A 24,400-nucleotide genomic window follows, 5' to 3' on the forward strand; every position below is an offset into this window, starting at 1 on the left:
CCTTATATAAGCCCGTTTTATGCGGCCTGACCAGCAAATAGGCTGAAAATCAGACACACTTTTTGTCACTTAACCCGGATTTGCAGTGTATGCCGGGGGCTGCGGGGAGGCGGGGAACTGTCATGAATGCTGTCACGAAACTGGTGACGAATCCGTGGTGGCAGTGCGCTGATTAGTGTGGCAGTTCTTCGCTGAACGGTGCGGCGAGCGCTAGCAGTGTGACTTTTTGCGTGGGCCTGTAGTAGGCTGTCTTCACGGATCCCATGTGGCGTCCATCTCGTGAACTCCCCCAGGGCAGGAATGCAGCAAGGGTCAGCGAGCTCTGACGGGTGCGTGGGGTCCCCTTTTTTTTATCCCCGGCGTTCTTCTGGCACTTATGGCTAGGTTTCGGGCACTTGTCGGCGGTTTCCTGTGACCTATCGATGTTTTTTCGGCACTTATCCCCGCGATATTGGCCAGGCCATTTCACCTATCGATGAGCTATTCACTTATGGCCACGCTGCAGCGCATCGATAGGTGAATACCTTGGCCACAAGTGGTCGCGTTCGCTGGTCTGGAAGAATACTGTGCATGAGCGATGCAGACGACACGCGAGTACCACCACAGACAACACGAGAACCGCTAGAAACACCAGAACCACCCGAAACCCGAGAAACCCCAGCCCCAATGGGCGTGTGGGACTCCTTCCGGTTCGCAGTTTCTTCACCGAAGCGCCTGCGCACCGAGCTGCTGGCCGGCGCGGCGGTGTCGTTCGCGCTAATCCCCGAGGTGATTTCGTTTTCCATCTTGGCGGGCGTGGACCCGGCGGTGGGGCTGTTTAGCTCGGTGATTATGGCTATCGTGATTGCCTTTACGGGTGGCCGCCCGGCCATGATTACTGCTGCCGCTGGTTCGGTTGCGCTCGTCGTCGCGCCGTTGTCGCGGACGTACGGGATGGATTACCTCATTCCAACGGTGCTGCTCGCGGGTGTGTTGCAGATTGCTTTTGCGGCGCTGGGTATCGCTAAGCTGCAGCGTTTCATTCCGCGCGCGGTCATGATTGGCTTTGTCAACGCGCTGGGTATCCTCATTTTCACCGCACAGCTGGAGCATCTCATCGATGTGCCGTGGTTGGTGTATCCGCTGGTCGCTCTGGGCATTGCGATTATGGTGTTCCTGCCCCGCGTGTTCACCGCGATTCCGGCTCCGCTGGTGACTGTGCTCGTCGTCACGCTTGTTGCGGTGGTGGCGGATTGGCGCGTGCCGAACGTGAGCGATATGGGCGAGCTCCCGGAATCCCTCCCGCAGCTGCTGATCCCGAATGTGCCCCTGACCTGGGAGACTCTGCAGCTGATTGCGCCGTATTCGGTGGGCGTGGCGATTGTCGGCATCATGGAATCGCTGATGACGGCGAAGCTCGTGGACGACATCACCGACACGCATTCGGACAAGACCCGCGAGACGTGGGGGCTGGGTGTGGCGAACATCGCGGGCGGTTTCTTCGGCGGTATCGCTGGCTGCGCGATGATTGGTCAGACGATGGTGGGTGTGAAGGAATCGTCGGGACGCACTCGCTTGACGACGCTCTTTTCCGGTGTCTTCCTGCTCATTCTGGTCCTTCTGCTCAGTTCTGCAGTTGGAGTGATTCCGATGGCGGCGCTGGTTGCGGTGATGGTCGTGGTGTCGGTGGACACGGTCGATTGGCGCTCGATTTCCCCGCGGACGTTGCGCCTGATGCCGCGTTCGGAGACGGCGGTGATGCTGGTGACGGTCATCGCCACGCTGGCGACGGATAACCTCGCCATCGGCGTGATTTCGGGCGTGGTCGTGGCGTCGCTGATGTTCGCGCGCCGTGTCGCTCATCTGGTCAGGATTGACGTGCTTGACGACGACTCCAGCGCCCACTCCCGGACGTACAAGGTGCGGGGTCAGTTGTTCTTCGCCTCCAGTAACGACCTGGTGTACCAATTCGACTACACCGATCCTGCGCAGCGGATTGTCATCGATATGTCGGAGGCTGAGATTTGGGATGCCTCCACGGTGGCGGCGCTGGATTCGGTGCGGGTCAAGTTTGCTGACCGGGGCAAAGAGGTAGAAATTATCGGCTTGGAGGGGCCGAGTAAGCAGCGTCTGGATGCGCTGTCGGGGAAGTTGTAGAAATCCCAATCCGGGGTATGCCTTACACTTGGTTGCAAAGCCGGATGCGGCGCGGGGAAAAAAGCTTTCCGTGCCAGTTTTGTCAGGTTTTAACTTATGTCCGATACCTGGGAGGGTGCGTACACCATGGCCGTGGATTCCTTCGATGTTCAGCAGTTGGCGGCACACAAGGATGAGTTTGCGAAGGCATATGAGGAACTGAAGTCCCGTAATCTCGCACTGAATTTGACTCGTGGTAAGCCGTCGTCGGAGCAGCTTGATTTCGCAAACGCCCTGCTGGGTCTCCCAGCGCCGGATTACATTTCGGCTTCTGGGGAGGACGTCCGCAATTACGGCAACGCCAAAGGCATTACTGATATCCGCGCTATCTGGGCGGAACTGCTGGATCTGCCGGTGGAAAACGTCCTGGCGCAGGATGCTTCCAGCCTGAACATCCAGTTTGACCTGATTTCGTGGGCCATGCAGTTCGGCAATGTGGACTCGGAGCGCCCGTGGAACGAGGAGCCGGTGCTGAAGTGGCTGTGCCCGGTTCCGGGGTATGACCGGCACTTTTCCATTACGCAGCACTTCGGCATTGAGATGATCCAGGTGCCGTTGAACGAAGACGGTCCGGATATGGATGTCGTGGAGAAGCTGGTTGCCTCCGATCCGCAGATTAAGGGCATGTGGAATGTCCCGATGTTCTCCAACCCGACGGGCGTGACCTACAGCGCTGAGGTCTGCCGCCGTCTGGTTGAAATGGAGACTGCCGCTCCGGATTTCCGTCTGATGTGGGATAACGCCTACATGGTTCACACGCTGACGGATGAGTTCCCGGAGGTTCACAACGTCATTAAGTGGGCGGAAGAGGCCGGTAACCCGAACCGCGTGTGGGCTTTCGGCTCGACTTCGAAGATCACCTTCGCTGGTGCTGGCGTTGCTTTCTACGCTTCTTCGGACGCCAACTTGGAGGATTACCTCAAGCACGCTGGTATCCGCGGCATTGGCCCGAACAAGGTCAACCAGCTGGCTCATGCCAAGTTCTTCGGTGACGCGGAGGGCGTGCGTGAGCAGATGCGCCGTCATGCCGGTTCGCTGGCTCCGAAGTTTGAGAAGGTTCTGCAGATTCTGGATGAGCGCCTGACGGAGTACGGCGTGGCAGAGTGGTCGAAGCCGACCGGCGGTTACTTCATCAACCTCGACGTGGTTGATGGCACTGCTCGTCGCGTGGTGGAGCTGGCTAAGGAGGCCGGCATTGCGCTGACCGGTTCTGGTTCTTCCTTCCCGCTGAAGCAGGATCCGAATGATCGCAATATCCGCCTGGCACCGTCGCTGCCTCCGATGGAGGAGCTCGAGGTTGCTATGGATGGCGTCGCTACCTGTGTGCTGCTCGCCGCCGCTGAGAAGGCGACTGAGTAGGCCAAGTAAGCCAGGTAGGTCGGGATAGGACTATATGAACTTCGAAGAGACGAAGTTTTGGATCTCCGGGCTTTTCCCCGGAGAACCCCAGGTCAGCGAGTATGTGACGGAGCTGCCGGCCAGTGGTCGGCACGGGCAGGAACACGATTCGGCTCCGCTTCGGGTCGCTGAGTTCTCGCTTTACGACGGGCCGGACGGCCAAGCGAACGAGCGTCGTCCGGAAACGGCAGCCGCCACCGTGGAGTTGGGCCGCAACTACTGTGGCCTGACCGGCGCAGCAAAGACGGATATCCGCGTGGAGCTCTTCTCCGTCGCATACGCTGATTTTCCCGTGGCCACCATGGTCGCGGCCGCGGGAGCGCTGGTGGAGGAAGAGCCGGAGTTCCTGTCGCCAATTCCGGGCCGTGTCATTCCGAATGCGGTGCGGCTGGCGGCCGATCAGGTGGCCGAGGTAGGGGAGTCGTCGTCAAGCACTGCCTTTACCGTGGCGCACGTGCTGTGCACGGTGCCGTACGTGTGGAGCGACGGGGTGCCGAATGTGTCCGAGATGCCGGGCAAGATCAGCCTGCATGAGGGTGATGTGGAGTCCCCGCAGGGACGCATGACCACGATGACGCAACTGGTGCCAATTACGGATGCGGAGCTGGTGTTTTATGAGCAGCAGGGGCCGCAGGCGCTGATGCAGAAGTTGGCCGAAGTAGATGCTGACCTGCGGGATTGGTGCCGTGAGTCGGTTGTTTCCCAGGAGGGTTCGAACTAGCCGATCCGGGGTGGAAGGTAGGCTGAGCACGTGGCTCTGTATAGGAAGTATCGTCCGGCATCGTTCGCCGAAGTGGTGGGGCAGCGGCACGTAACTGACCCGCTGTCGGCGGCGTTGGAATCTCGGGATGCGCAGGGGCGTCCCAACCGCATTAACCATGCGTATTTGTTCTCCGGGCCGCGTGGCTGTGGCAAGACCTCGTCGGCGCGCATTATGGCGCGCAGTTTGAACTGTGCGGAGGGGCCGACGGCCACACCGTGTGGCCAGTGTGCGTCGTGTCGTGCGCTAGCGCCGGGCGGTCCGGGCAATTTGGACGTTATTGAGCTGGACGCGGCTTCCCACAATGGTGTGGAAGATATGCGTGAGCTGCGGGAAAAGGCTATCTTCCAGCCGGCGGAGTCGCGCTATCGCATCTTCATTATTGACGAGGCGCATATGATTACCGCCTCGGGTTTCAATGCGCTGTTGAAGATTGTGGAGGAGCCGCCGGAGCACCTCATCTTCATTTTTGCGACCACGGAGCCGGAGCGTGTGCTGCCGACGATTCGCTCGCGTACACACCACTATCCGTTCCGGTTGTTGACTCCGCCGGATATGCGCGGGCTGCTTGAGCGTGTGGTCACGGCCGAGGGTGTGCGGGTAGAGCCGGACGTGTATCCGCTGGTCATCCAGGCGGGTGGTGGTTCGCCGCGTGACTCGCTGTCGGTTATGGATCAGCTCATTGCTGGTTCCGGCACCGATGGTGTGGATTATGAAACTTCTGCGGCCATTCTCGGTGTCACTGACAGCGTGATCATCACGGATGCGATTGAGGCGCTGGCGGCAGGCGATCGCGCGGCCATGTTTAGCGTGGTCGGGCGTGTGATTATGTCGGGTCAGGATCCGGCTCGGTTTGCCTCGGACCTGCTTGGCCGGGTGCGTGATTTGCTGGTGCTGTCCGCAGTGCCGAACGCGCTGGAGCAGGGGCTTGTAGAGATTCCGGAGAGCCAAATCGACGGTGTCCTGGAGCAGGCCGGGACAATTCCCCCGGCTACCCTGACGCGCTTCACGCAGGTGCTCTCTGACGGCCTGCGTCACTTCCGCGGCGTGACTTCGCCGCGTCTGCTTCTCGAGGTCCTGTGCGCGCGCATGCTCCTGCCCGCCACCGAAGATTCGGTGGAGTCGCTGCTGCAGCGCGTAGAGGCGTTGGAACACGGCAGGCCCGCGCTTGCCGACGGCTCGGGGGCCGCAACCCCCGCAGCGGCACCGGCGTCTTCCGCCGCGGGGCCGGGGTCGGGTGCGGCTGAGGCCGATGCTTCGCCGATGCAGTCTGGCCAGTCGGCTCGTGAGGCATGGCGCCAGCGGAATGCCCAGCGTAAGAAGGGGGCGCAGGCCCAGGGCAGTCGTGCTGGGCAGGCAGCGTCGCAGCCTCAGGCTCAGCCGGAACCTGTTCAGCAGCAGTCTGCACCAGCGGCACCGGTGTCGCAGGAGTCGGTAACTGAGCCGCAGCCTGCACCAGAAGCATCTACTGCGACCGCTGAACAGCCTACGCAGCCTGAACAGCCTACGCAGGCTACGCCGGCCGAATCAGTTGAACAGTCTCAGCAGGCCGAACAACCGCAGCAGCCTGAACCGGCTGAGCAGCCGATGTCCGAGGAAGAAGCACAGGCGGAGAAGATTCGTGAGTTCCGTCGGAAGATGGCGGAGCATGCCCGCATCAGCGAGCAGCAGACTCGGGCGCAGCTTGCGCAGGAGCGTGAGCAGCAAACCCGCGAGCGCGAGGGGGAAGGCGGCTCGATGTCGATTGTCGAGGAGGAGCCAGTTGTCTCTGCCTCGCCAACCCACTCTGAGCAGCCAACTCAGGCCCCACAGCCAGCTCAATCAGCCGAGTCGACACGGCCAACTCAGGCCGCCCAGCCCGAGCAACCAGTCCAGCCTGAGCAGCCAACGCAGACTACTCAGGCACCAGAATCGCAGCCGGAACCGCAAGTTCAGCAAGCACCAGAGCCAGCACCGCAACCGCAACTGGAACCAACACCACAGCCGGAGCCCGAACCTGCACCCGCCGGTATCGAGAAAATCCGCGAGCACTGGCAGGACATCCTTGCGGCTGTCGACGGACAGCATGCGTTCCCCATTCGCGTGCTGGCCGAGCAGGCGGTACCGCTCGATGTCGAAAACGACACGCTCGTCATTGGGCACAGCACAGGAGCGCTCGCTACCAGGCTCAATACGCCTGATTACGCTCAGGCGCTGTCCGCTGCAGTGAAGCAGGTGACGGGCTTCAACGGCCAGGTGCACTGTGTCGTCGGTACGCGCCCGCGCGCACCGCGTTCAACAGCTACTAATGGTGGTTCCGGGGAGGATGATTCGTCGTCAAGAGGTTCGTCCTCGCCGAACGACACCGCCCCTGCACCGACACCAGCAGCACCAGCGCAACCAGAGACATCTGAGCAGCAGGTACAGCAGCCGCAGCCAGGCCCGCAGCGGTCGTCGGCATACGCATCCGTTGTTGAGCGCCGTGCCAAAATCGAAGCCGCCAAGCGTGCTGCGATGGGACAGCAGGCAGGCCACGACCAGCCGGCACAGCCACATCAGCCAAGCCAACCAAGCCAGCCAGCTCAACCGAACTCGAACCCGGCCCAGCAACAGCCGCAGCAGCCAAACCAGCCGCAGTCATTCCTGCGCGCGGCCCAGGCCAATGCGCAAGCAAACGCTCAAGCAAATGCTCAGGCCCAAGCCAATCAAGATTCGGGCTTCGGCGGCGTCCCACTGCCACCAGAGCCGATGGAGGAGTTCGCTCCACCAGAGGGAGCAGAGGGCGCAGAGAGCTACGGTTCGCGCAACCCGTCCAACTACAACTCCAACGCCAACACCAACTACAATCCGGTTCTCCAAACCCCGCAGGACAATAACTACGAAGAGGACACCTCCGAGTATTTCGAGGCCGCGAACGAGGTCGGGTCTCTCGATCACCGCTCGCTAAAGGACGTGGTCATGGAGATGCTGGAAAAGGAGCTGGGAGCCAAACCGCTAGAAGACCGCTAGAGCCGTTAGAATGGGGCGGCGATGCGCGTCGTAAAGCATGGGCGATGAGCCTTAGAAGCGTGCGCGTAACTACAAATCAGCACGTAAAGAGCACAATAGTTAGGAACATTAATTATGACTCAGCCAGATATGAACGCAATTCTGCAGCAGGCACAGCAGATGCAGGCGCAGCTGCAGGCAGCTCAGCAGGAAATCGTCGCTTCCACCATCGTCGGTGAGGCCGGCGGCGGTCTGGTCAAGGTGACTATGCAGGGCTCGGGCGAGGTCACGGACATCGCCATTGATCCGAAGGTCGTTGACCCGGAGGACGTCGACGGGCTGCAGGACCTGGTTCTCGCTGCTTTCCAGGACGCTACCGCTAAGGTGCAGTCGCTGGCGGAGCAGAAGATGGGCCCGCTGTCCCAGGGCTTCGACGGTCTCGGTGGCCTCGGTTTCTAAATTAGCTTTTCAGACCAGTATTTGTAGGTAATTATCATTGTTCGAAGGACCACTCCAAGATCTCATTGATGAGTTCTCGCGCCTGCCGGGCATCGGCCCGAAGTCAGCTCAGCGTATCGCTTTCTACCTGATGAAGGCGGAGCCGGAGGACATCGGCCGGCTCCAATCCGCGCTGGGTCGGGTGCGCGAGGGTGTGCAATTCTGCCGGGTCTGCGGCAATATTTCGGAAACCGATGTGTGCCAGTACTGCTCGGACACACGCCGCGACCGCGGTTTGGTGTGCGTCGTTGAAGAGGCGCGCGATATCCAGGCCATCGAGCGCACGGGGGAGTACAACGGTCGCTACCACGTGCTCGGCGGGGCGCTCGATCCGCTTGGCGGCATCGGTCCGAACGAGCTCAATATCCGCACGCTGCTGCAACGTATCGCCGGCGTGCTTGACGACGTCGACGAGACCGAGCCCCCCGAAATCCACGAGGTCATCATCGCGACTGACCCCAACACCGAGGGCGAAGCCACCGCGACCTATTTGGCCCGGCTGCTGCGGGACTTCCCGGATCTCGAGGTCACTCGGTTGGCCTCCGGCATGCCACTGGGCGGGGACCTGGAGTTCGTCGATGAACTCACCCTGTCCCGCGCGCTGACGGGCCGGCTGAAGGTCTAAGGCCTCCAACCGGCCGCGCGCGAAACTACAAAACTAGCGCTCGCTCTTCGGACGCGGCTTGGACAGGATGCGCTCTTCGCGCAGCTTATCCACGACCTCGAGGTCTAGCGGAGCCAGGCTCGACAGGTCCTGGTTGGTAGCGCGGGCCAGCAAAAGATCAGCCAGCTGCGGATTGCGAGCCAACACAGGTCCGTGCAGGTAGGTACAGATAATCGAACCCTGCACCGCGCCCTCGGCGTCACCGGTCGGTGTGAGTGAAGAGACGTCCACTCCCGGAGCAATCCCGGAGTCCGCCTGCTCCACTTCCGGGCCGGTATTGCCCACGCCACGGACAACCCGACCAAGCGGCTTCGCATCGGCACCCAGGGTCGTGCGACCCATGTGGTTTTCGAAGCCAGTCAGTGGGCTGGCGTCGACGTCGTCAAGCAAACCGTTCGTGGGATCGATGAGCGTGCAGATTTCGCCAATCGCGCGCGACTCGAGCGAATCGGTAGTGCAGTCGACAAGGCCGAGACCTGCGACGTCGCGTCCGCCCGCGCGGAAGGAATTGCCGAAAATCTGGAAGCCCGCGCAAATCGCGAGAATCTGCTTGCCGGCATCGGCTGCCTTCTTAATGCCGCCGTCATTGATCAGATGCTCCACCGCGATGGTCTGTGCGACGTCCTCGCCGCCGCCGACGGTGTAGATATCCAGGTCGGTGGGGACGGCATCGCCCAGCTTGATCGGGACAATCTCGGCGTCAATCCCACGCATCCGCGCGCGTTGCCGCAGCACCAGCGCATTTCCGTCATCGCCGTAGGTGCCCAGCACGTCCGGGAGGATCAGGCCGATAGACAGCTCGCTCATTTACTTTTCCTCCTGTGCTCGTTCGATGTCGCGCTTCAAATCGCGGAAGGCGGTGTAGTTCGCCAGCACCTCAACTCGGGTGACGCTTGACGACGACCCCCGCGCCTCACACGACCGGATCGCCTGCAGCGGATTTGCGACCAACCTCGCATCGATGCCCGCATACAGCAACCGCACCGCGAGGTCAGTTCCGCGTTCGCCCGCGGACAGCACATCCATGCCGTCGAAGTCCTCGAAGCGGACATCCCACAGCCAGGACAGATCCTCGCCGTCAGCGACGTGACCGTTGACTGCGATGACCACTGCATCCGCAGTGCGGTCGACCATGGACAGTGCCTCCTGCCAGCCCGCAGGGTTCTTGGCCAGCAGCATGCGCACATGTTTCTCGCCGCCCTTGTCATCCCGCACAACCATGGTGGAGTAGCGACCCGCAACGTTGTCGACGGTCTCGGTGGCCCGGAGGGACTTCTCCAGGTCCGCGCCCATATCGACAGCACCCGCGATTGCCAAGGTGGCGTTGCCGCGGTTGGCATTGCCCGGCAGCGTGAGGTTCATCGGCAGGGTGTCGCCAGCAGGCGTGATGACACCCTCGGCAGTGATGCGGTAGTCCGGCTCTGGCCGCTTGAACTCCGAGCCGTCCGGGAGTGGCTTCACGGCGTACCAGTTGTGGCCGTCCTGGATGATGGGGCCGCCGGTGCGTGGGGAAGAGGCGGCATCGTTGGTCCAGCCACCGCCCGCGGAGACCCAAATAACCTTCTTGGCGTCCCACGCAGCCGACGCGATGAGTGGGTCGTCGCAGTTGGCGATGACCGTCGCCTGCGGGTTAGCGTCCACCGCAGCGCGGAGTGTGGCCTCAATCTTGTTGATCTCGCCGACGCGGTCGAGCTGGTCGCGGGAAAGGTTCAGCAGCACCAGGACCTGCGGTTTCAGATCCTCTGCGATGTGCGGGACGTGCAGCTCATCGACCTCCAGGACCAGGCTGTCCGCATCGGGAGTGGCGAGCAGCGCGGAGATAATACCCGCGTCCATGTTGTCGCCGCCCTCGTTGGTGGCCACGTTGTGGCCAGCGGCGCGCATGGCGGCCGCGAACATACGGGTGGTGGTGGACTTGCCGTTGGTGCCAGTGATGATCGCGGCCGGGCGTCCCTTGCCGAGGGAAGCCAGAATGCGCGGGTCAATCTTCTGCGCAATTAGGCCACCAATCATGCCACCCGCGCCGCGACCGGACTTCCGGGAGGCCCAGGTGGCGGCGTGAGCGGCGGATGTGGCGAGGCCGGCGCGCAGGCGGGCGCCGGTGCCGCGCAGGCCACGAGAACTATTCGAGTCGCGGGAGCCACTCGAAGCAGTACCGTGCGGGCTGGCATCCGCGCTATCAGCGGAATGCGATTGCGGAGAGGTGCCATTTGTCATGTGTGTAAATATTACGCGCACGAAAGGGCTAGGCCTAAGAAGCAGGCCTGTGAGGCCTGATGGGATTTGTGGGAGGTCTCCCTGCGGAGCCTTGAAATCTGAACTTTGAGGTGATTGCGATCATGTTGATCTTCGGGGATTAGGCGGTCATGCGGCGGAAGAGAGGAAGGAGATTACCGAGGTGAGAAAGCGTATTTGAGGAATCGAATTCAAGCACTGAATCAAAGAATTATTGTTTTGATTCATGTGTTGCCCTATACTGTCCACTAGCAGATAAGGGGGAAGAGGTATGGCTAATACAGAAAGCAACTTCTTCGGCGCGCGCTTGCATCAGTTGCGCACAAATCGTGGCATGACCACACGTGATTTGGCTGACGCCACCGATGGTGTGGTGTCGCAATCTGCAGTCAGTCGCCTGGAAAATGGCAAGGCGACTTACTCACTTGAGCAGGTTATGGCGCTTGCGTGGGCTCTTGGCGTGCCGTTGGATGAACTTGTGGAGGAAAACCCGGTCAGCCAGCGTGTGCAGGCCGTGGCCCGCACTTCACAGGATGGCGCGAGTGTTAAGGGAGCGCGGGAGATGCTTTTGCCTTACCTGCAGCTTCGAGTGCTGCTAACTCAAAATTAAGGAGGGTTCCCCATGTGCAGTGCGAGCAAGGAGGGGCTCGACCTTGCTATAGAGTTCCGCAAGAAGCACACCCTAGGAAATGATCCAATCGCCGACATCGCTGGCTTTATGCAGTTGGTTAATGCAGATTTTATGATTCTGGATTTACCAGCCAATGTTGATGCACTTGCTTTGCGTGACCCCGTGACGGGAGCGACAGTCATTGGAATTGCGAAGTCATCCGTTCCTTACCGTCAGCGGTTTACCGTTGCGCATGAAATTGGGCATTTTGTTTCCAATGATTTCGAGTCCTCGAAAATCGTTGCAGATGATGAGCACTCTGAGCCTGGAATATACGCCTGTGGCAAGCGTGATTATCAGGAAGTTCGTGCTGATGCCTTCGCTCGTAATGTGCTCTGCCCAACTGATGGGTTGAAAACAGACCAGAACCTCGGCGAGCTTATCGGTGGAGGTGACGTCCTTGCTGCGTTGTCCCATGTCGTTCGCAAGTATCAAATTTCGCCGCGAGTCGCACTTATTCAGATGAGGCGCGCAGACCTCATTAGCGAAGGGCAATCGGAAGAACTGAAAGGTGTATCAGCTCCCACGCTGGCTGCCCGGTATGGCTGGAAAGCTGACTATGACCGCGCGGTAAAGGTCTCCGAACTAGTGCAACCATCAGCGCGGTTGGTGAAAGACGTATATCGCGCTTACGAACAGGGGATAGTCGACCTTCCCAGCATTGCTTTTGCTGAAATGAGCAGTGTCGATGAGGTGAAGGAGCTGATAAGTGCATTGCAGTCACAGTTACCGCCATTGAGGCATGATGCGAATGTGCAGAATCAGGATGCGGCTGACACGGAAGCAGATCCCTTCGCGGAACTAGACGCTTTCTTCGGCGATGGTCCCGATAGTTCAGAAAGCGCCCAATAAACGATGGCTGGTTACCTCCTAATAGCTGATACAAGCGTACTTCTTAATTTCGTATGTTCGAAGAATCACCAGTATTTGCTCGACTTCGCAGGCAAGAAGACCATCAGCATTCCAGGAGCAGTCAAAAATGAAGTCGAACGCAAATTGGATAAACGGCGCTTCAACTGCGGAAAGAGACACTGGGATTGGTTTCTGGGGCACCCGAATGTCGAAGTTCTCGACGATGACCACAAAAAACTTTATCCCTATGTTCGCCTCTATTCTGGTCCTGGCTATACCTTTCAAGGGGGCAAAGCTAAACACCTGGGAGAGTACATCGCTATCGCCCATTGTCTTTATGCGAAAGATCAGGGTAAGGGCGTAGCCACTGCGCTCATCATGGATGATGGTGATGCCTGTGAGCTAGCGCGGAAGCAAGAAGCTGGATACATTTTCAATACCGAGCACGTGCTACTGCAATGCGTGAAGTCGGGCTCTATTGGGTCGCGCGGGCAAGCCAAGGAAATTTGGGAAGACCTCCAGAAATTTGATGTCCTAGTCAATTTTGAGCACACCAAACTTAATGGCAAGAGTCTGTATAAAAAGGCCGCCGAAAAATGATGAACCCTGACATCACTTTCTACTACGACCGCGATTGTGGGTTCTGCGAGGCAAGCGTGACCCTTCTGGCCAAACTCAGTGGTGTCCGCATGATTGGTGCTAGTCCCGAAGACCAGTCCTTGCCAGAGGAAGTTCGTCAACACATCTCAGCTGAGGCGGTCGCCATGCTTCCAACCCCGGCGGTCGCCACAATCCCAGCCGAAGCAGCAGTCGGTGAACCTGGTGCTAAGAGCGGCCGAGAATTTCGGTACGGCCACGAGGCGATAGGTATCGCCTTGCGTGAGGGCGGCACCAAGGCACTATTCCGATGTGCGGGCACATTCCTGCTCTTCCCGCCACTGACAAAACTGTGGAGCTTTATCTATAAGGTCGTCGCTTCCAACCGTCACAGAATCAGCGCGGTCCTGGGGCTTAACGCCTGCAAACTAGACTCCACAAGATGACTATCCGGCAGGCCCGTTGCCCCAGTGCCACTGCAATTACCCAATGAGCAGCCACCGAGTCAGCCGTTAGCCTCGTCCTTCACAGCGGCCGGCGACATCTCTCCGACCAGTCGCAAGAATGCCTCATCGGAAACGATCGGAATGTCCTTCCGGTGGGCATGCATGGCCTTGCCCGTCAGTTGATCCGGAGTCACATCCGCAGGCCGGTTACACACCAGCACCGATGACTCTCGCGTGACCTTCTCCGAGTAGGCCAGCCCAGCCCGCACGCCCGCCTCAATCAGCTCATCCGGGTCCAGCGACACCTCTGGCGCCACGACGAACTCCATGCCCTCCGCGAGCTTCCGCCCCGGCGTATAGCGGCCGGGGTTCTCCACGGGGCGCGGTGCCTCCATCGCGTCGACACGCACTGCCGAGCGCTGCAGGCCCACAATGTCCTCGCGCAGCTGGTCGGGCGTGTACATGTTCAAGGTTGCGCCCTCATCGAGCCCGCCCTGTGCGCGGAACAGCGCAAGCGTGGTGGTGACGTCATCCAACGTCCGCACCCGCTCCGGCACCGAGATGCCAGCAATCGATGCCTCGGGCGAAGGCACATCGAGGCCATAGGCGCGCGCGACGGCGCGCAGGCGTGCGTCGTCAAGCCGTTTGCCCTGGCGACGCGCCGTTTCCAACGTATCGGCAATCTGTGCGGGCGCTGGAATCCGCGCGACGCGAGTGCGCGTACGACGACGCCCCCGCTTATTCCGCGCGGATCGCTCACGATTCGCTTGACGACGGGCCCTCTTGGCCTCGGCAACTATAAAACCCCAGACCAGCGGCGCATTATGAGCAACCAACGTGCGCCCATCGAGCGCGTGCGCGAGCTTGGCCTGGATCACCCCGAATTTCGGTGCCCCCTCGAAGTCCGCGGGCTCGAGGCCGTGGAGGTGTGTCGGGCCGGGATCCTCGGTGGGATTGATGACGACATGCCAGGTGTCCACGATGTTGCCGCTGCTGTCGGCGGTGGACACTCCCAGACTGACCAGCCGAGACGTCTTGGGGTGGATGCCCGTGGCCTGGATGGACACGATTGCGTAAGGAGCTTCCTCCGCCGACGAGAACTGTTTGTGCTCGTCAGCGGCCTTTGTTGCGGCGGTCTCGGCCGTGGCGGGTGTGGTTGTGGCCGGTGTGGGTGTGCCAGCGGTACTCGCGCCGGTTGCGGTTGCGCCGGTAATAGCCGCGCTGGTCGTGGCCGCGTCGGTGGTGGTTGAGGCCGGCGTAGCTGCGTTGGTCGTGGCTGCGTCCGTTGTGGTGGAAGCCGGTGCTGTTGGTGGTGTTTTCGCGCCCGCTGCCGACGCGCGTTGAGAACGGCGACGATTCCGCCGCCGCCTCTTCGTCTGAGAAGAGGTCCCAGTCGCTTTGCGCTCCTCGCGCGCCGATTCAGTCATGCCTCAAGACTAGCGGGTGCGCTCACCCGCGGAGAAAGTGACTAGGTTTATGACACTTTGAGCACAAAATTTGCCACGAAAGTGTCATAAACCTAGTCAGTAATTTGGGCACTAGCTCGGCCTCAAGCTCAGTAGGACCGTGGGGCACGGTCATACGGGTCCCGTAAACCACGCAAACTACAAAAACCACGCAAGCCCCAAAAGTTTTCCCCCGACTGGGTGCTCAGCCGAAAAGGAATGGAACCGCGAGGGTAATTTCCGCGCCTTATTAGATAGGGGCCACAAAACAGTGCCACAAGCCAAGGCCACGAAATAGAGCCACAAAACAGCGCCACAAAAATAAGGACGAAATAACTACCACGGGGCAACAGCCACAGGACAACAACCACGGGGCGGGGGAGAAGTGAGTAACAAGAAACGAAAGCAACTGGTGGCGGACCAGTTCGGAATCATTAGGCCGGATGACCAGCCGGGGAATGGATACCGCGAGGTCGCAAGGCAGGCGCGGGCCGGTTATCTGGAGCGGCTTTGCCGAGGTCACTATGTAGTCGCGCACGCCTGGGAGGGGCTCCACCGCGAGAAACGCCTGGCTATTACTGCTTTGGCGGTGGTCTCCGAGACGTCGTCAGGCGTCATTTCGGGAGCTGCAGCGCTGGCCTTGCACGGTTCGTGGGTGCTGGTGCGCGATGCGAAGATTGTGGTCGTGGGCGGGAGTCAGGAGTTCCACGGCATCGACTATTGCATGCGCTTGCGCTCGGAGATCCATCTGGATCACACGCAGGGGCTCGCGGACCGGCGGGTCGCGGTGCTCGCGCGTGCGGCCTTCGATGAGTGTCGCGTCCGGTTCAGGCAGAAGGGGCCGGAGTCCGTGTCGTGGCGGGCGGCGGTGTTGGCTGTCGAAGGTGCGCTGCGGCATGGCACCACGCGCGATCAGCTTGAGGAGATTCCAGCGGATTATCCCAGCTTGCGGGGCCAAGAGCTGTTTCATCGTGCGCTTGCAGTCTGTCATGGTCGCTGCGAAACGCCCGGTGAGGCGATGACTAAAGCCGCTCTTCTCGAACTCGGCCTGAAGTTCCACGAGCAAGCCGAAATCTGGACTCGCGGCACCAGCCACGATCCGCCGCACTTTCTCGCCCGCGTGGATTTTTATATCCCTGAACTGCTGCTTGTCGTGGAGTTCGATGGCCACATCAAGTATTCGGCTAGCGAGGTCGCGCCGACGCCCGCGGCTCAGTCCGAGCTGCTCACGCGGGAGACTTACCGCGAGCGTTCGCTGCGCGCGACGGGGCTGGATGTCGCGCGGGTGGTGTGGAAAGAGGTGGAATTGCACGCAGTTCGCTTATCGACGCTCCGTTCAATCCTCATCGAGCGCGAACGCGTGGTAGCCGCAGGTGGGGTGACTTTCCGTGCGGATGTGCGCAATGCCGGCCCGCTGATTGGGTAGTTGGGTAATTGGGTAGCGGGGCCGAGGGACCGCTGGATAGTTTGCCCCAAAAAGAAACTGACTAGGTTTATGACACTTTGAGCACAAATTTTGCCACGAAAGTGTCATAAACCTGGTCAGTAACTATGTGGAGTTTAAGCCAGTGCGCGGTTGACCGCGCTGGTGACTGCCTTCAGCGACGCGTAGGTGATGGAACCAGCGATGCCGGAGCCCCAGACCTTGGTGCCGTTGACATCTGCGAGGACGTAGGCCGCAGCCTCGGCGTCGTCACCTGCGGTGCGAGCGTGCTGGACGTATTCCTGAACCTCGACGTTGATGCCGAGCTTCTCCAGGGCGTTGGCGTAAGCGGCCAGCGGGCCGTTGCCGACACCCTCAACGGTCTGCTCCTTGCCCTCGTAGACGATGTGAGCCTTGATCTTGGTGGCGTCCGACTCGTTCTGAGGGGCATCGACAGTCAGGGCAATCTGCTCGAGTGGAGCCTCGCGGTCCAGGTACTCACCTGCGAAGATGTCCCAAATCGCCTTGGAGTTGACCTCGCCGCCCTCGGCGTCGGTGACTGCCTGCACGACGGAGGAGAACTCGACCTGCATGGAGCGCGGCAGGTTCATGCCGTGGTCCGTCTTCATGATGTAGGCCACGCCGCCCTTGCCGGACTGGGAGTTCACGCGAATAACGGCCTCGTAAGAACGACCAACGTCCTTCGGGTCGATGGGCAGGTAAGGAACTTCCCAGGTCACCGCGCGCAGGTCCTCGTCGGAAAGCTCCTTGACGGCAGCGCCCGGGCGGACCTTGTCTGCCATTGCGTCGAGGCCCTTGTTCACGGCGTCCTGGTGGGAACCGGAGAAAGCGGTGAAGACCAGGTCGCCGCCGTACGGGTGGCGCTCCGGAACGCGCAGCTGGTTGCAGTACTCGACGGTGCGGCGGATCATATCGATGTCGGAAAAGTCGATTTGCGGGTCGACTCCCTGGGTCAGCATGTTCAGGCCCAGAGTGACCAGGCAGACGTTACCGGTGCGCTCGCCGTTGCCGAAGAGGCAGCCCTCGATGCGGTCAGCGCCGGCCATGTAGCCGAGCTCAGCGGTGGCGATGCCGGTGCCGCGGTCGTTGTGCGGGTGCAGCGACAGAATGATGGAGTCGCGGCGGTTGAGGTTGCGGTGCATCCACTCGATGGAGTCTGCGTAGACGTTCGGAGTGATCATCTCCACGGTCGACGGCAGGTTGATGATGATTGGGTTGTCCGGAGTCGGGTCGATGACATCAACCACGGCGTCGACAACTTCCTTGGCGTACTCAACCTCGGTGCCGGTGTAGGACTCCGGCGAGTACTCCCAGCGCCAGTTGGTGTCCGGGTAGTCCTTCGCGATGGTCTTAATCAGCTCCGCGGCGTCGGTGGCAATCTTCTTGATTGCGTCCTTGTCCTTACGGAACACAACATCGCGCTGCAGGATCGAGGTGGAGTTGTAGAAGTGAACGATGACGTTCTTTGCTCCGGCACATGCCTCGAAGGTGCGGCGGATCAGGTGCTCGCGAGCCTGAACCAGAACCTGGATGGTGACATCGTCCGGGATCATGTTCTTCTCAATGATCTCGCGCACGAAGTTGTAGTCAGTCTGGGAAGCGGACGGGAATCCGACCTCAATTTCCTTGTATCCCATCTGGACCAGCAGCTCGAACATGCGGCGCTTGCGCTCCGGACTCATCGGATCAATCAGTGCCTGGTTGCCGTCGCGCAGGTCGACGGCACACCAAACCGGTGCCTTAGTAATGCGCTTGTCCGGCCAGGTGCGGTCCTTCAGCTGGAAGTCCTGAACTTCCTGGTCGTAAGGCAGGTAGCGGTTGGTTGCCATCTGGGAGTTGCGCTGCTTATTCCAAGCAGGCTGTCCTTCCGGAATCTCGCCAGCAGGAGTGGAGATTACAGAAGGAGCGGAAATAAAAGCATCGGAAGGAGACATGTTGTGGGCCTTTCTAATTCGGACTTTTCTTGTAGGCCGGCACAACTTACCCCGCGACGGGGAGCCGGCCTTAAACCCAAGCCCCGCCGCGGCATAGAAGCAGTAGTCCGCGTTGCATGTGATGTACCTTACCCCGATGGTTATATGAATTTCATCATTCGGGGGTTTTAGTGGGGGAAATATGCTCAGCCATCCACACGCCACCCACCCCGCCCATCGATAGTTCTAAAGCTAGGACCAATGTATTTAGCGGGGTAAAGATGATAGCGTCCTTAAGGTGCAAACTAGCTGGTCTATTCTGAAGCGAGACTTGCGCCGTCTCCGCAATAGCCCAAGAGTGTGGGTGATTATCATCGGCGTGATGATTACCCCTGCCTTGTATTCCTGGTTCAACATCCCGGGCTTCTGGGATCCGTACGAGCACACCGAGAACATCGGTGTGGCAATTGTGAATGAGGACAAGGGCGCGAGTTCCTCGGTTACCGGAAGCCTCAATATCGGTAACCAGGTGGTCAAACAACTAAAACAAAATCATGAACTGGGCTGGCAGTTCCCCGATGCCGAGAAGGCAGACCGGGACCTAAAGCGCGGCAGGGTCTATGCCGAAATCACCATTCCGCCGAATTTCTCGCAGGAAATGGTTGACCTGATTCAAGGGCAGGGGCATCCAGCAAAGCTGAAATACCGCGCTAACCAGAAGATCAACGCGATCTCGCCGCACATCACGGCGCAGGGCGCGTCCGGTATTGATGGTCAGATTTCCGCTTCCTTTAATAAGGAGATTGCGAAGGCGGTCACCGAGGAGGTTAAGGAAGCTGGCGGCCTGCTGCAGGGCCGGTTCGATGCGGCTCGTCTCAATTCCGCTGACGCTTTCCAGGATGTCGCCGATGCGGTTGCCAATAGCCGCGATGAAGTCGGTGCTATCCAGGAGCAGATTGGCAATCTGCAGCCGACGATTGCGCAGATCAAGAAGACTCTCGGCAGCGTGGACACGGCCCTCGATGACGCCCAGGATGCGTTGACGCAGGTGCAGGCGATTACTGGTGAGCTCAACAACGAGGTCCTGAATTTCTCCGCGGATCTCAACGACGCCTACTTGCAGGGCAGCACCGCTCTGGTGGAGGGCACCGGTAACGCCAACGCCGCGATTGGCGCGATGACTGGCAATCTGCAGGGCGCAATTTCCCGTTCGGATTCTGCGACGGCTGCGGCGGAGGACATCGTCAACCAGGCGGATCAGGTCATTGGTGGGCTGAATTCCCTGCTGGAGGCCAACCCGCTCAATGGCCCGGATAAGCAGGCAATCCAGCGCACCATCGATGCGCTCGACGAGAGCAACGCCACCAATAAAGAGCTGGTGGAGGGCCTGAAGAACGTCTCCGGCTCGGCGCAGGGAACTCTTGACTCCCTCAACGCCACCAGCGAGGCATTGGCGCAGGCCACTAAGGACGGCAAGGCCGCCTCGGATCAGATTCGTCAGGCGTCCCAGGACGCACTCCCGCAGTTGAGCAAGGCGCTTAATCAGCTCAACGCGCGCGTGGGTTCGTACGCGGCGGCGCTGGGCGCGCAAAAGGACACCGTCAAGGAAACGTCCGCGCTTCTCGACGCTACGAGTGGGCAGCTTTCCGCTGCGACTCAGGTCCTCGAGAGCTTCAAGGCTGACCTTGATGGCGTACGCGATGGCCTGGAAACCGCGCGTCTCGATGTTCTTACCCTGGGTACCACCGAAGAGCGCGAAGCCATGAACATGGTCAATGACCTCGACCCCGAGGGAATTTCGCAGTTCCTGAGCGATCCGGCCGAGATCCAGACTGAGGCCGTGTTCCCGGTGGATCACTACGGCTCGGGTATGGCGGCGCTGTTTACCAACCTGTCGTTGTGGATTGGTGCGTTCATCCTGATTGTGATTTTCCGCGTGGAAGTTGATGCGGAAGGTTTCAAGGAAATCACGGTCGGCCAGGCGTACATGGGCCGCACCTTGCTACTGGGCATCATCGCTATTTTCCAGGCGCTGATTGTCTCCATTGGTGACATTGTCATTGGTGTGCAGAATGTCAGTGCGGTTGCGTTCGTCCTCACCTGTGTCGTGGTGGAGTTGTGTTATCTCGCCATTATTTACAGTATGGTGGCGGCATTTGGGCACGTGGGACGCGGTATCGCCGTGGTGCTCGCGTTTATTCAAATCCCTGGTGCCGCCGGTCTCTATCCAATTGAGATGACACCGGACTTCTTCCAGGCACTGAATCCGTTCTTGCCGTTGACCTACGGTATTGATGCTCTCCGCGAGACAATTGGTGGTTTTTACTCCAATTACTACCTGAAGAACATGCTCACCCTAATGGTCATGGCAGCGATCGCCTACGTGGTCGGCTACTGGCTGCGTCGCAGTCTGTCCTCGGTCAACGTCTTGGTTAACCACCAGCTTGAAGAGGGCGGTCTGGTCAACAACGAAGAAGTCCACCTGGTCGGTAGTGGGTACAAGCTCAGTGACCTGGTCTTCGCGCTGCGCAACCGCGAGGAGTACCAGACGCGAGTCGACGAGCGGATGGAGAATCTGCGTGGCAGCTACACGCTGTTCATGCGCATGGCCATTGGCATCGCCGTGGCCGCCCTGGTGGTGCTGGGTATTTTGGCCCGTAACTACCCGGATCAGAAGGCCCTGTTCTTCGGTCTGGCTTGCCTGTTTGTGCTGCTCTGCCTCGCCTACATCGCGGTGCGCGAGTACGTCAAGCAGTCTGTGATTCACGCCCAGGAGCTCAGCGAGATGTCGGAGGAGGAGCTGCGCGCCTACATGGAGCACCAGACTTCCCATCCGCATGCGTACTCGTTGGAAAATGCTGGCGATACGTTTGAGCCACAGACGAAGGTGTCGTCGGCAAGCGTGAAGACTTCCCCAGAAGGTGAAGCCTAATGAGAAACGTTCTTGAAATTGTGCGGAACGACTTTCGGGTGATCCGCCAGAACACGATGACCGGCATCATGGTTTTCGGTCTGGTGCTGATTCCGCTGCTGTTCACCTGCTTTAATGTGCTGGCCAGCTGGGAGCCGTTTGAGAACACCGAAAAGCTGAAGATTGCGGTCGCCAGTAATGACCGTGGTCATCGCACGGATATCGGTGCGATTGACGTCAACTTGGGCAATGAGGTGCTGTCGAAGCTGAGCCGTAACCACGAAATTGACTGGCAGATTACGGATTCTGAGGACGCCATCGACGGCACTAAGTCCGGTGACTACTACGCGGCAATCGTGCTTCCGGAGAACTTCAGTACTGAACTGATGACCTTCTACGTCCGGGGCACCAAGGCGCCTAAGCTGACGCTCTATACGAATGAGAAGAAGAACGCGCTTTCGTCAATCATTACGAGTAAGGGCGCGAGTGGCGTTATTCAGGAGATTGACAAGAACTTCACGCAGGTCGTCGCCAGTGTTGGGCTGGGCGTGATCACCTCGCTGGATGAGTATCTAAACACCTCCGACTCCAAGCAGGCACTGACGCGCGTGCAAAACCGCGTTGATGACACCGCCGCGCGGCTGCGCTCCGGTGCGCAGACTGCTCGTTCGCTGTCCACGCTGGTGGAGACCACCGTGCCGCTGGTGGAGACCGCGGATTCCATTTTGGAAAACGCTGGTGCGCGGATGGACATTCTGCGCAATGGTTCGGGTGACGGCAACGTCGCAGGCGATCTGGAAGCCGCGGTCGGCAATGTTCGCGACTCGGTTAGCACGGCGCTCGACGCAACGCAGTCGAGCTACGAAGGCGTGCGCGACCGCGTCAACGAGCTTGTCGACGGCACCCAGGCCACCAGCGGCGCGACCGCAGATACCTTTGACGCGATGGCGGCCAAATTCGGCCAGCAGGCCGATGGCCTGACTGCGATGCGCGACCGCCTGGAGGACACCGTTGGGGCAGTGGTTCCGGGTGTCGCTAAGCCGGGCTATGACCGCGCGATTTCCGATCTGAACACCTCGATTGCTCGCACCCGTGGGCTGCAGGAGAGTTTCTCCGCCGTGGCAGCGGATTTGCGTGGTGGCCGGGATACGGGATCGTCGATAAGCCAGGCGAAGGACGCTTTCACGGCTGCGATTGCGGCTGTGGAAAATGCCAAGAACTCCTACGAGCAGAACCTGCGTCCGCAGATCGACGCACTGTCGGAGCCGGTGTCGCGTCTGAGCAACGACATCGAGGTCATTGGCGAGGACATTCGCGGCATCCGCGGTACGATTTCCGGCTCGCCGGTGGATACGCTGCGTAAGACCAGCGCTGCCACAATGGGCCTGAGCAACCGTTTTGATGATCTGGCCGCTCGCTTCGACGAGATTCACAACGCGCTGGAAGAGGCGAAGGACACCGGGGACCTCTCGCGAATTGCTGAGGCCGTCGGTGATGACCCAAGTGCCCTGGCAGCGCAGTTGGCCGCGCCGGTGCAGGTCGAGGAAGACCCCGTCTTCCCAGTCCAGAGCTTCGGTGCGGGTATGGCGCCGTTCTATGCGACCCTCGCGCTGTGGATCGGTGCGTTGCTGTCGTCGGTGCTGATCCGCACCACGGTCCGTAGCCGCGACGGTCAGAAGGTCGGCGATGATGAGGCCGAGAATGTGGTCAGCGATGCAGTCGATGATGCGCAGGGCGATGCAGCCGCTGAGGTCGGCGATGATGCTGACGCTGAGGCCGAGAAGTCCAGCGACCAGCAAATCAACGCTGCCCAGACCGATGACTACACCCGCGCCGAGAAGTACTTCGGCCGGTTCGCCACCTTCGCCACCGTTGGCCTAGTTCAGGCCACGCTGATGGTGTTGGGACTCCAGGTGTACGTGGGCATCGATCCCGCACACCGATTCCTGATGCTGCTGGCCGGCTGGATCATCTCGCTGGTGTTCATGATGATCGTCTTCTCGTTCGTCTTCACCTTCGACAACGCCGGCAAGGCCATCTGCGTGCTGTTGCTGGTGATGCAGGTCTCGGCCGCAGGTGGCGCGTATCCGCTGCCTCTGGTGCCGCAGTGGGTCCAGAACATTAGCCCGTGGCTGCCGGGTACCTACGCGATTGATATGTTCCGCAGCTCCATCGCCGGTATTTACGAGGCCGACTACTGGAAGCTGATGTTCATGTTGGCGCTGTTCATCATCCCGTCGCTGATCCTGGCACTGGGCCTCCAGCGCATCTTTGAAAAGGGAATCAACGACATCAAGGACGCAATCGGGGAGACGAAGGTGATGGCCACCTCGTAAGGGGGCCTAATCCTCCGCCTCCGGCACTGCGCCCGCCTCGTCGCTCTCGCGCTCGGCCTCCGGTTCGCCCTTGCCATCGCGCGAGAGCTTCCGCAGCCACCAAATCAGCAGCGCAATAATCACCGCCGCTGCTGCCAGGATGGCCCACATCCACCACTGCCACTGCGAACCGCTGCCGTCGAACACGGATTCCTCGTCAGGATCCATCGGCACCTGGTGCCCCGTCACCAGCAGGCGGTGCGTGTTAATGCCGTAAGGCGTGCACGTAATCAGGGTGATTAGGTCTTCTCCGGGGACGCGTCGTAAAGCATCGGTTTCATCCGGCTTTACGACGGCTACGTCGTGGACCTCATACTTCAACTTATGACCCGCGACTGCGATGTAGAACGCGTCGCCCTTTTTGACCTTGTCGAGGTTGTCCCACAGCGTCGCATTTTGCAGACCCGTATGCGCCGACAGCGACGCGTGGCGACCTTCACCCTCGCCCACGCCGCCGACCGGGAAGTCGGTGCCGTAGAGGTGACCGACCCCGCGCGAAAGCGACTTTTCCGACGTGCCGTGGAAAATGGGCAGGTCAGAGTTGATGGACGGGATGACGATGCGACCGAGCGCGTCGGTCTCGCCAAGCACGTCGAGGTAGTGGCGGTAGCGCTGGTACTCGGGGGAGGACTCGTCATCGGAGGTGGTCCAGGCGTCGCCGGGATTGACCTCGCCGAGGCTGGCGTTGTACTCGTGGGCCTCGTTCCAGGCGGTGTCCAAGACCTCGGGAGGAGCGGATTTCTCCAGCTTGGAGTACTCATCTGCGGCGCGGGCCTGCAGGAAGTTGTTCCACTGCGTTGCGACAACCGGGTACAGCAGCACGCCCAAACCGCCAATGATCAACAGCAGGGCGATGATGGTGTTCGAGTTGAGCTTCTTGCCCTTTTGGGGCTTTGCTTTGGTGTTGGTTGCCCGCTTGGAATGGGAATGACGCCCCATCGAGTCCTACCTTTGGTGACCTTGTGCATAGCGGCCACGGGTCTTTCTCACCAGGGATAATTCCCGGGCAGGGATAGCCAGGCCGACAAATCGCTAACGACTTAATAAGTG

18 protein-coding genes and 1 other RNA gene are annotated in these 24,400 nt (G+C 60.1%); 14 read left to right on the top strand and 5 right to left on the bottom strand.

Going from position 1 to position 24,400, the window contains the following annotated elements:
• The first annotated feature begins 253 nt into the window (after nt 1–253).
• The 7 genes from ffs (at nt 254) to recR (ending at nt 8,423) form a co-directional block, all read left to right on the top strand.
• An RNA gene (gene ffs, locus QP995_RS09045) (signal recognition particle sRNA small type) lies at nt 254–348 on the top strand.
• A gap of 318 nt (nt 349–666) precedes the next feature.
• Nucleotides 667–2,136, top strand: coding sequence for a SulP family inorganic anion transporter (locus tag QP995_RS09050; RefSeq protein ID WP_147722227.1), 1,470 nt, complete (start codon nt 667–669; stop codon nt 2,134–2,136).
• Between the two features lie 126 nt (nt 2,137–2,262).
• Nucleotides 2,263–3,534 (top strand): aspartate aminotransferase type Ic, encoded by a 1,272-nt coding sequence (locus QP995_RS09055; protein WP_284853147.1) that lies wholly within the window; start codon nt 2,263–2,265, stop codon nt 3,532–3,534.
• A gap of 34 nt (nt 3,535–3,568) precedes the next feature.
• Complete coding sequence (locus QP995_RS09060; protein ID WP_147722219.1) at nt 3,569–4,294, top strand: suppressor of fused domain protein; 726 nt, start codon at nt 3,569–3,571, stop codon at nt 4,292–4,294.
• A gap of 30 nt (nt 4,295–4,324) precedes the next feature.
• Nucleotides 4,325–7,321, top strand: a complete 2,997-nt coding sequence (locus QP995_RS09065; protein ID WP_147722221.1) for a DNA polymerase III subunit gamma and tau — start codon at nt 4,325–4,327, stop codon at nt 7,319–7,321.
• Between the two features lie 114 nt (nt 7,322–7,435).
• Nucleotides 7,436–7,759, top strand: a complete 324-nt coding sequence (locus QP995_RS09070) for a YbaB/EbfC family nucleoid-associated protein (RefSeq protein ID WP_005511884.1) — start codon at nt 7,436–7,438, stop codon at nt 7,757–7,759.
• Between the two features lie 37 nt (nt 7,760–7,796).
• Complete coding sequence (gene recR / locus QP995_RS09075; protein ID WP_147722223.1) at nt 7,797–8,423, top strand: recombination mediator RecR; 627 nt, start codon at nt 7,797–7,799, stop codon at nt 8,421–8,423.
• A 33-nt stretch (nt 8,424–8,456) separates the two neighbouring features.
• On the opposite strand, the gene QP995_RS09080 is transcribed toward recR, so the two are convergent.
• Together QP995_RS09080 and QP995_RS09085 are read right to left on the bottom strand one after the other, a co-directional pair.
• Entirely contained in the window at nt 8,457–9,269 is an 813-nt protein-coding gene (locus tag QP995_RS09080) for a type 1 glutamine amidotransferase (RefSeq protein ID WP_284853136.1), read from the bottom strand.
• The gene (locus QP995_RS09085; protein ID WP_224784076.1) at nt 9,270–10,679 is read right to left on the bottom strand and encodes a MurT ligase domain-containing protein; all 1,410 of its coding nucleotides are present in this window, start codon (nt 10,677–10,679) and stop codon (nt 9,270–9,272) included. It lies immediately after the preceding gene.
• A 289-nt stretch (nt 10,680–10,968) separates the two neighbouring features.
• Between QP995_RS09085 and QP995_RS09090 the strand changes: the two genes are divergently transcribed.
• The 4 genes from QP995_RS09090 to QP995_RS09105 all read left to right on the top strand — a co-directional run bounded on the left by QP995_RS09090 (nt 10,969) and on the right by QP995_RS09105 (nt 13,262).
• Nucleotides 10,969–11,307 (top strand): helix-turn-helix domain-containing protein, encoded by a 339-nt coding sequence (locus QP995_RS09090; protein WP_049190157.1) that lies wholly within the window; start codon nt 10,969–10,971, stop codon nt 11,305–11,307.
• A gap of 12 nt (nt 11,308–11,319) precedes the next feature.
• Nucleotides 11,320–12,219 (top strand): ImmA/IrrE family metallo-endopeptidase, encoded by a 900-nt coding sequence (locus tag QP995_RS09095; protein ID WP_150961227.1) that lies wholly within the window; start codon nt 11,320–11,322, stop codon nt 12,217–12,219.
• A gap of 75 nt (nt 12,220–12,294) precedes the next feature.
• The gene (locus QP995_RS09100; protein WP_141737768.1) at nt 12,295–12,819 is read left to right on the top strand and encodes a PIN domain-containing protein; all 525 of its coding nucleotides are present in this window, start codon (nt 12,295–12,297) and stop codon (nt 12,817–12,819) included.
• Nucleotides 12,816–13,262: a thiol-disulfide oxidoreductase DCC family protein gene (locus QP995_RS09105; RefSeq protein WP_049190150.1), complete on the top strand. Its 447-nt coding sequence runs from the start codon at nt 12,816–12,818 to the stop codon at nt 13,260–13,262. The genes QP995_RS09100 and QP995_RS09105 overlap by 4 nt, the downstream gene beginning before the upstream one ends.
• A gap of 59 nt (nt 13,263–13,321) precedes the next feature.
• Here QP995_RS09105 and QP995_RS09110 read toward each other — a convergent pair whose 3' ends face one another.
• On the bottom strand, nt 13,322–14,689 hold the full coding sequence (locus QP995_RS09110; protein ID WP_224784077.1) for an exonuclease domain-containing protein: 1,368 nt from the start codon (nt 14,687–14,689) through the stop codon (nt 13,322–13,324).
• A 403-nt stretch (nt 14,690–15,092) separates the two neighbouring features.
• Here QP995_RS09110 and QP995_RS09115 point away from each other — a divergent pair, with 403 nt between their 5' ends.
• Nucleotides 15,093–16,133 carry a hypothetical protein gene (locus tag QP995_RS09115; protein WP_284853137.1) on the top strand — a complete coding sequence of 347 codons (1,041 nt, stop codon included), beginning with the start codon at nt 15,093–15,095 and terminating at the stop codon, nt 16,131–16,133.
• 134 nt (nt 16,134–16,267) lie between these two features.
• On the opposite strand, the gene leuA is transcribed toward QP995_RS09115, so the two are convergent.
• Nucleotides 16,268–18,085 carry a 2-isopropylmalate synthase gene (leuA, locus tag QP995_RS09120; RefSeq protein WP_049193461.1) on the bottom strand — a complete coding sequence of 606 codons (1,818 nt, stop codon included), beginning with the start codon at nt 18,083–18,085 and terminating at the stop codon, nt 16,268–16,270.
• A 277-nt stretch (nt 18,086–18,362) separates the two neighbouring features.
• Between leuA and QP995_RS09125 the strand changes: the two genes are divergently transcribed.
• Both QP995_RS09125 and QP995_RS09130 read left to right on the top strand, forming a co-directional pair.
• On the top strand, nt 18,363–20,996 hold the full coding sequence (locus QP995_RS09125) for a YhgE/Pip domain-containing protein (protein ID WP_070546293.1): 2,634 nt from the start codon (nt 18,363–18,365) through the stop codon (nt 20,994–20,996).
• The gene (locus QP995_RS09130; RefSeq protein WP_284853138.1) at nt 20,996–23,311 is read left to right on the top strand and encodes a YhgE/Pip family protein; all 2,316 of its coding nucleotides are present in this window, start codon (nt 20,996–20,998) and stop codon (nt 23,309–23,311) included. The genes QP995_RS09125 and QP995_RS09130 overlap by 1 nt, the downstream gene beginning before the upstream one ends.
• 6 nt (nt 23,312–23,317) lie before the next feature.
• Here the strand turns inward: QP995_RS09130 and QP995_RS09135 are convergent, their stop codons facing one another.
• A complete protein-coding gene (locus QP995_RS09135; protein WP_284805987.1) occupies nt 23,318–24,289 on the bottom strand; it encodes a class C sortase in 972 nt (323 codons plus the stop codon).
• Between the last annotated feature and the right edge of the window lie 111 nt (nt 24,290–24,400).

This window comes from Corynebacterium sp. MSK032 (assembly GCF_030232065.1).
Classification (GTDB): Bacteria; Actinomycetota; Actinomycetes; order Mycobacteriales; family Mycobacteriaceae; genus Corynebacterium; species Corynebacterium jeikeium_D.

What these genes read in the sequence shown, in the direction of transcription:
- QP995_RS09050 (WP_147722227.1), top strand. Translation starts at nt 667, where the DNA reads ATGGGCGTGTGGGACTCCTTCCGGTTCGCAGTTTCTTCACCGAAGCGC.
- QP995_RS09055 (WP_284853147.1), top strand. Translation starts at nt 2,263, where the DNA reads ATGGCCGTGGATTCCTTCGATGTTCAGCAGTTGGCGGCACACAAGGAT.
- QP995_RS09060 (WP_147722219.1), top strand. Translation starts at nt 3,569, where the DNA reads ATGAACTTCGAAGAGACGAAGTTTTGGATCTCCGGGCTTTTCCCCGGA.
- QP995_RS09070 (WP_005511884.1), top strand. Translation starts at nt 7,436, where the DNA reads ATGACTCAGCCAGATATGAACGCAATTCTGCAGCAGGCACAGCAGATG.
- QP995_RS09080 (WP_284853136.1), bottom strand. Translation starts at nt 9,269, where the DNA reads ATGAGCGAGCTGTCTATCGGCCTGATCCTCCCGGACGTGCTGGGCACC.
- QP995_RS09085 (WP_224784076.1), bottom strand. Translation starts at nt 10,679, where the DNA reads ATGACAAATGGCACCTCTCCGCAATCGCATTCCGCTGATAGCGCGGAT.
- QP995_RS09090 (WP_049190157.1), top strand. Translation starts at nt 10,969, where the DNA reads ATGGCTAATACAGAAAGCAACTTCTTCGGCGCGCGCTTGCATCAGTTG.
- QP995_RS09095 (WP_150961227.1), top strand. Translation starts at nt 11,320, where the DNA reads ATGTGCAGTGCGAGCAAGGAGGGGCTCGACCTTGCTATAGAGTTCCGC.
- QP995_RS09105 (WP_049190150.1), top strand. Translation starts at nt 12,816, where the DNA reads ATGATGAACCCTGACATCACTTTCTACTACGACCGCGATTGTGGGTTC.
- QP995_RS09110 (WP_224784077.1), bottom strand. Translation starts at nt 14,689, where the DNA reads ATGACTGAATCGGCGCGCGAGGAGCGCAAAGCGACTGGGACCTCTTCT.
- leuA (WP_049193461.1), bottom strand. Translation starts at nt 18,085, where the DNA reads ATGTCTCCTTCCGATGCTTTTATTTCCGCTCCTTCTGTAATCTCCACT.
- QP995_RS09130 (WP_284853138.1), top strand. Translation starts at nt 20,996, where the DNA reads ATGAGAAACGTTCTTGAAATTGTGCGGAACGACTTTCGGGTGATCCGC.
- QP995_RS09135 (WP_284805987.1), bottom strand. Translation starts at nt 24,289, where the DNA reads ATGGGGCGTCATTCCCATTCCAAGCGGGCAACCAACACCAAAGCAAAG.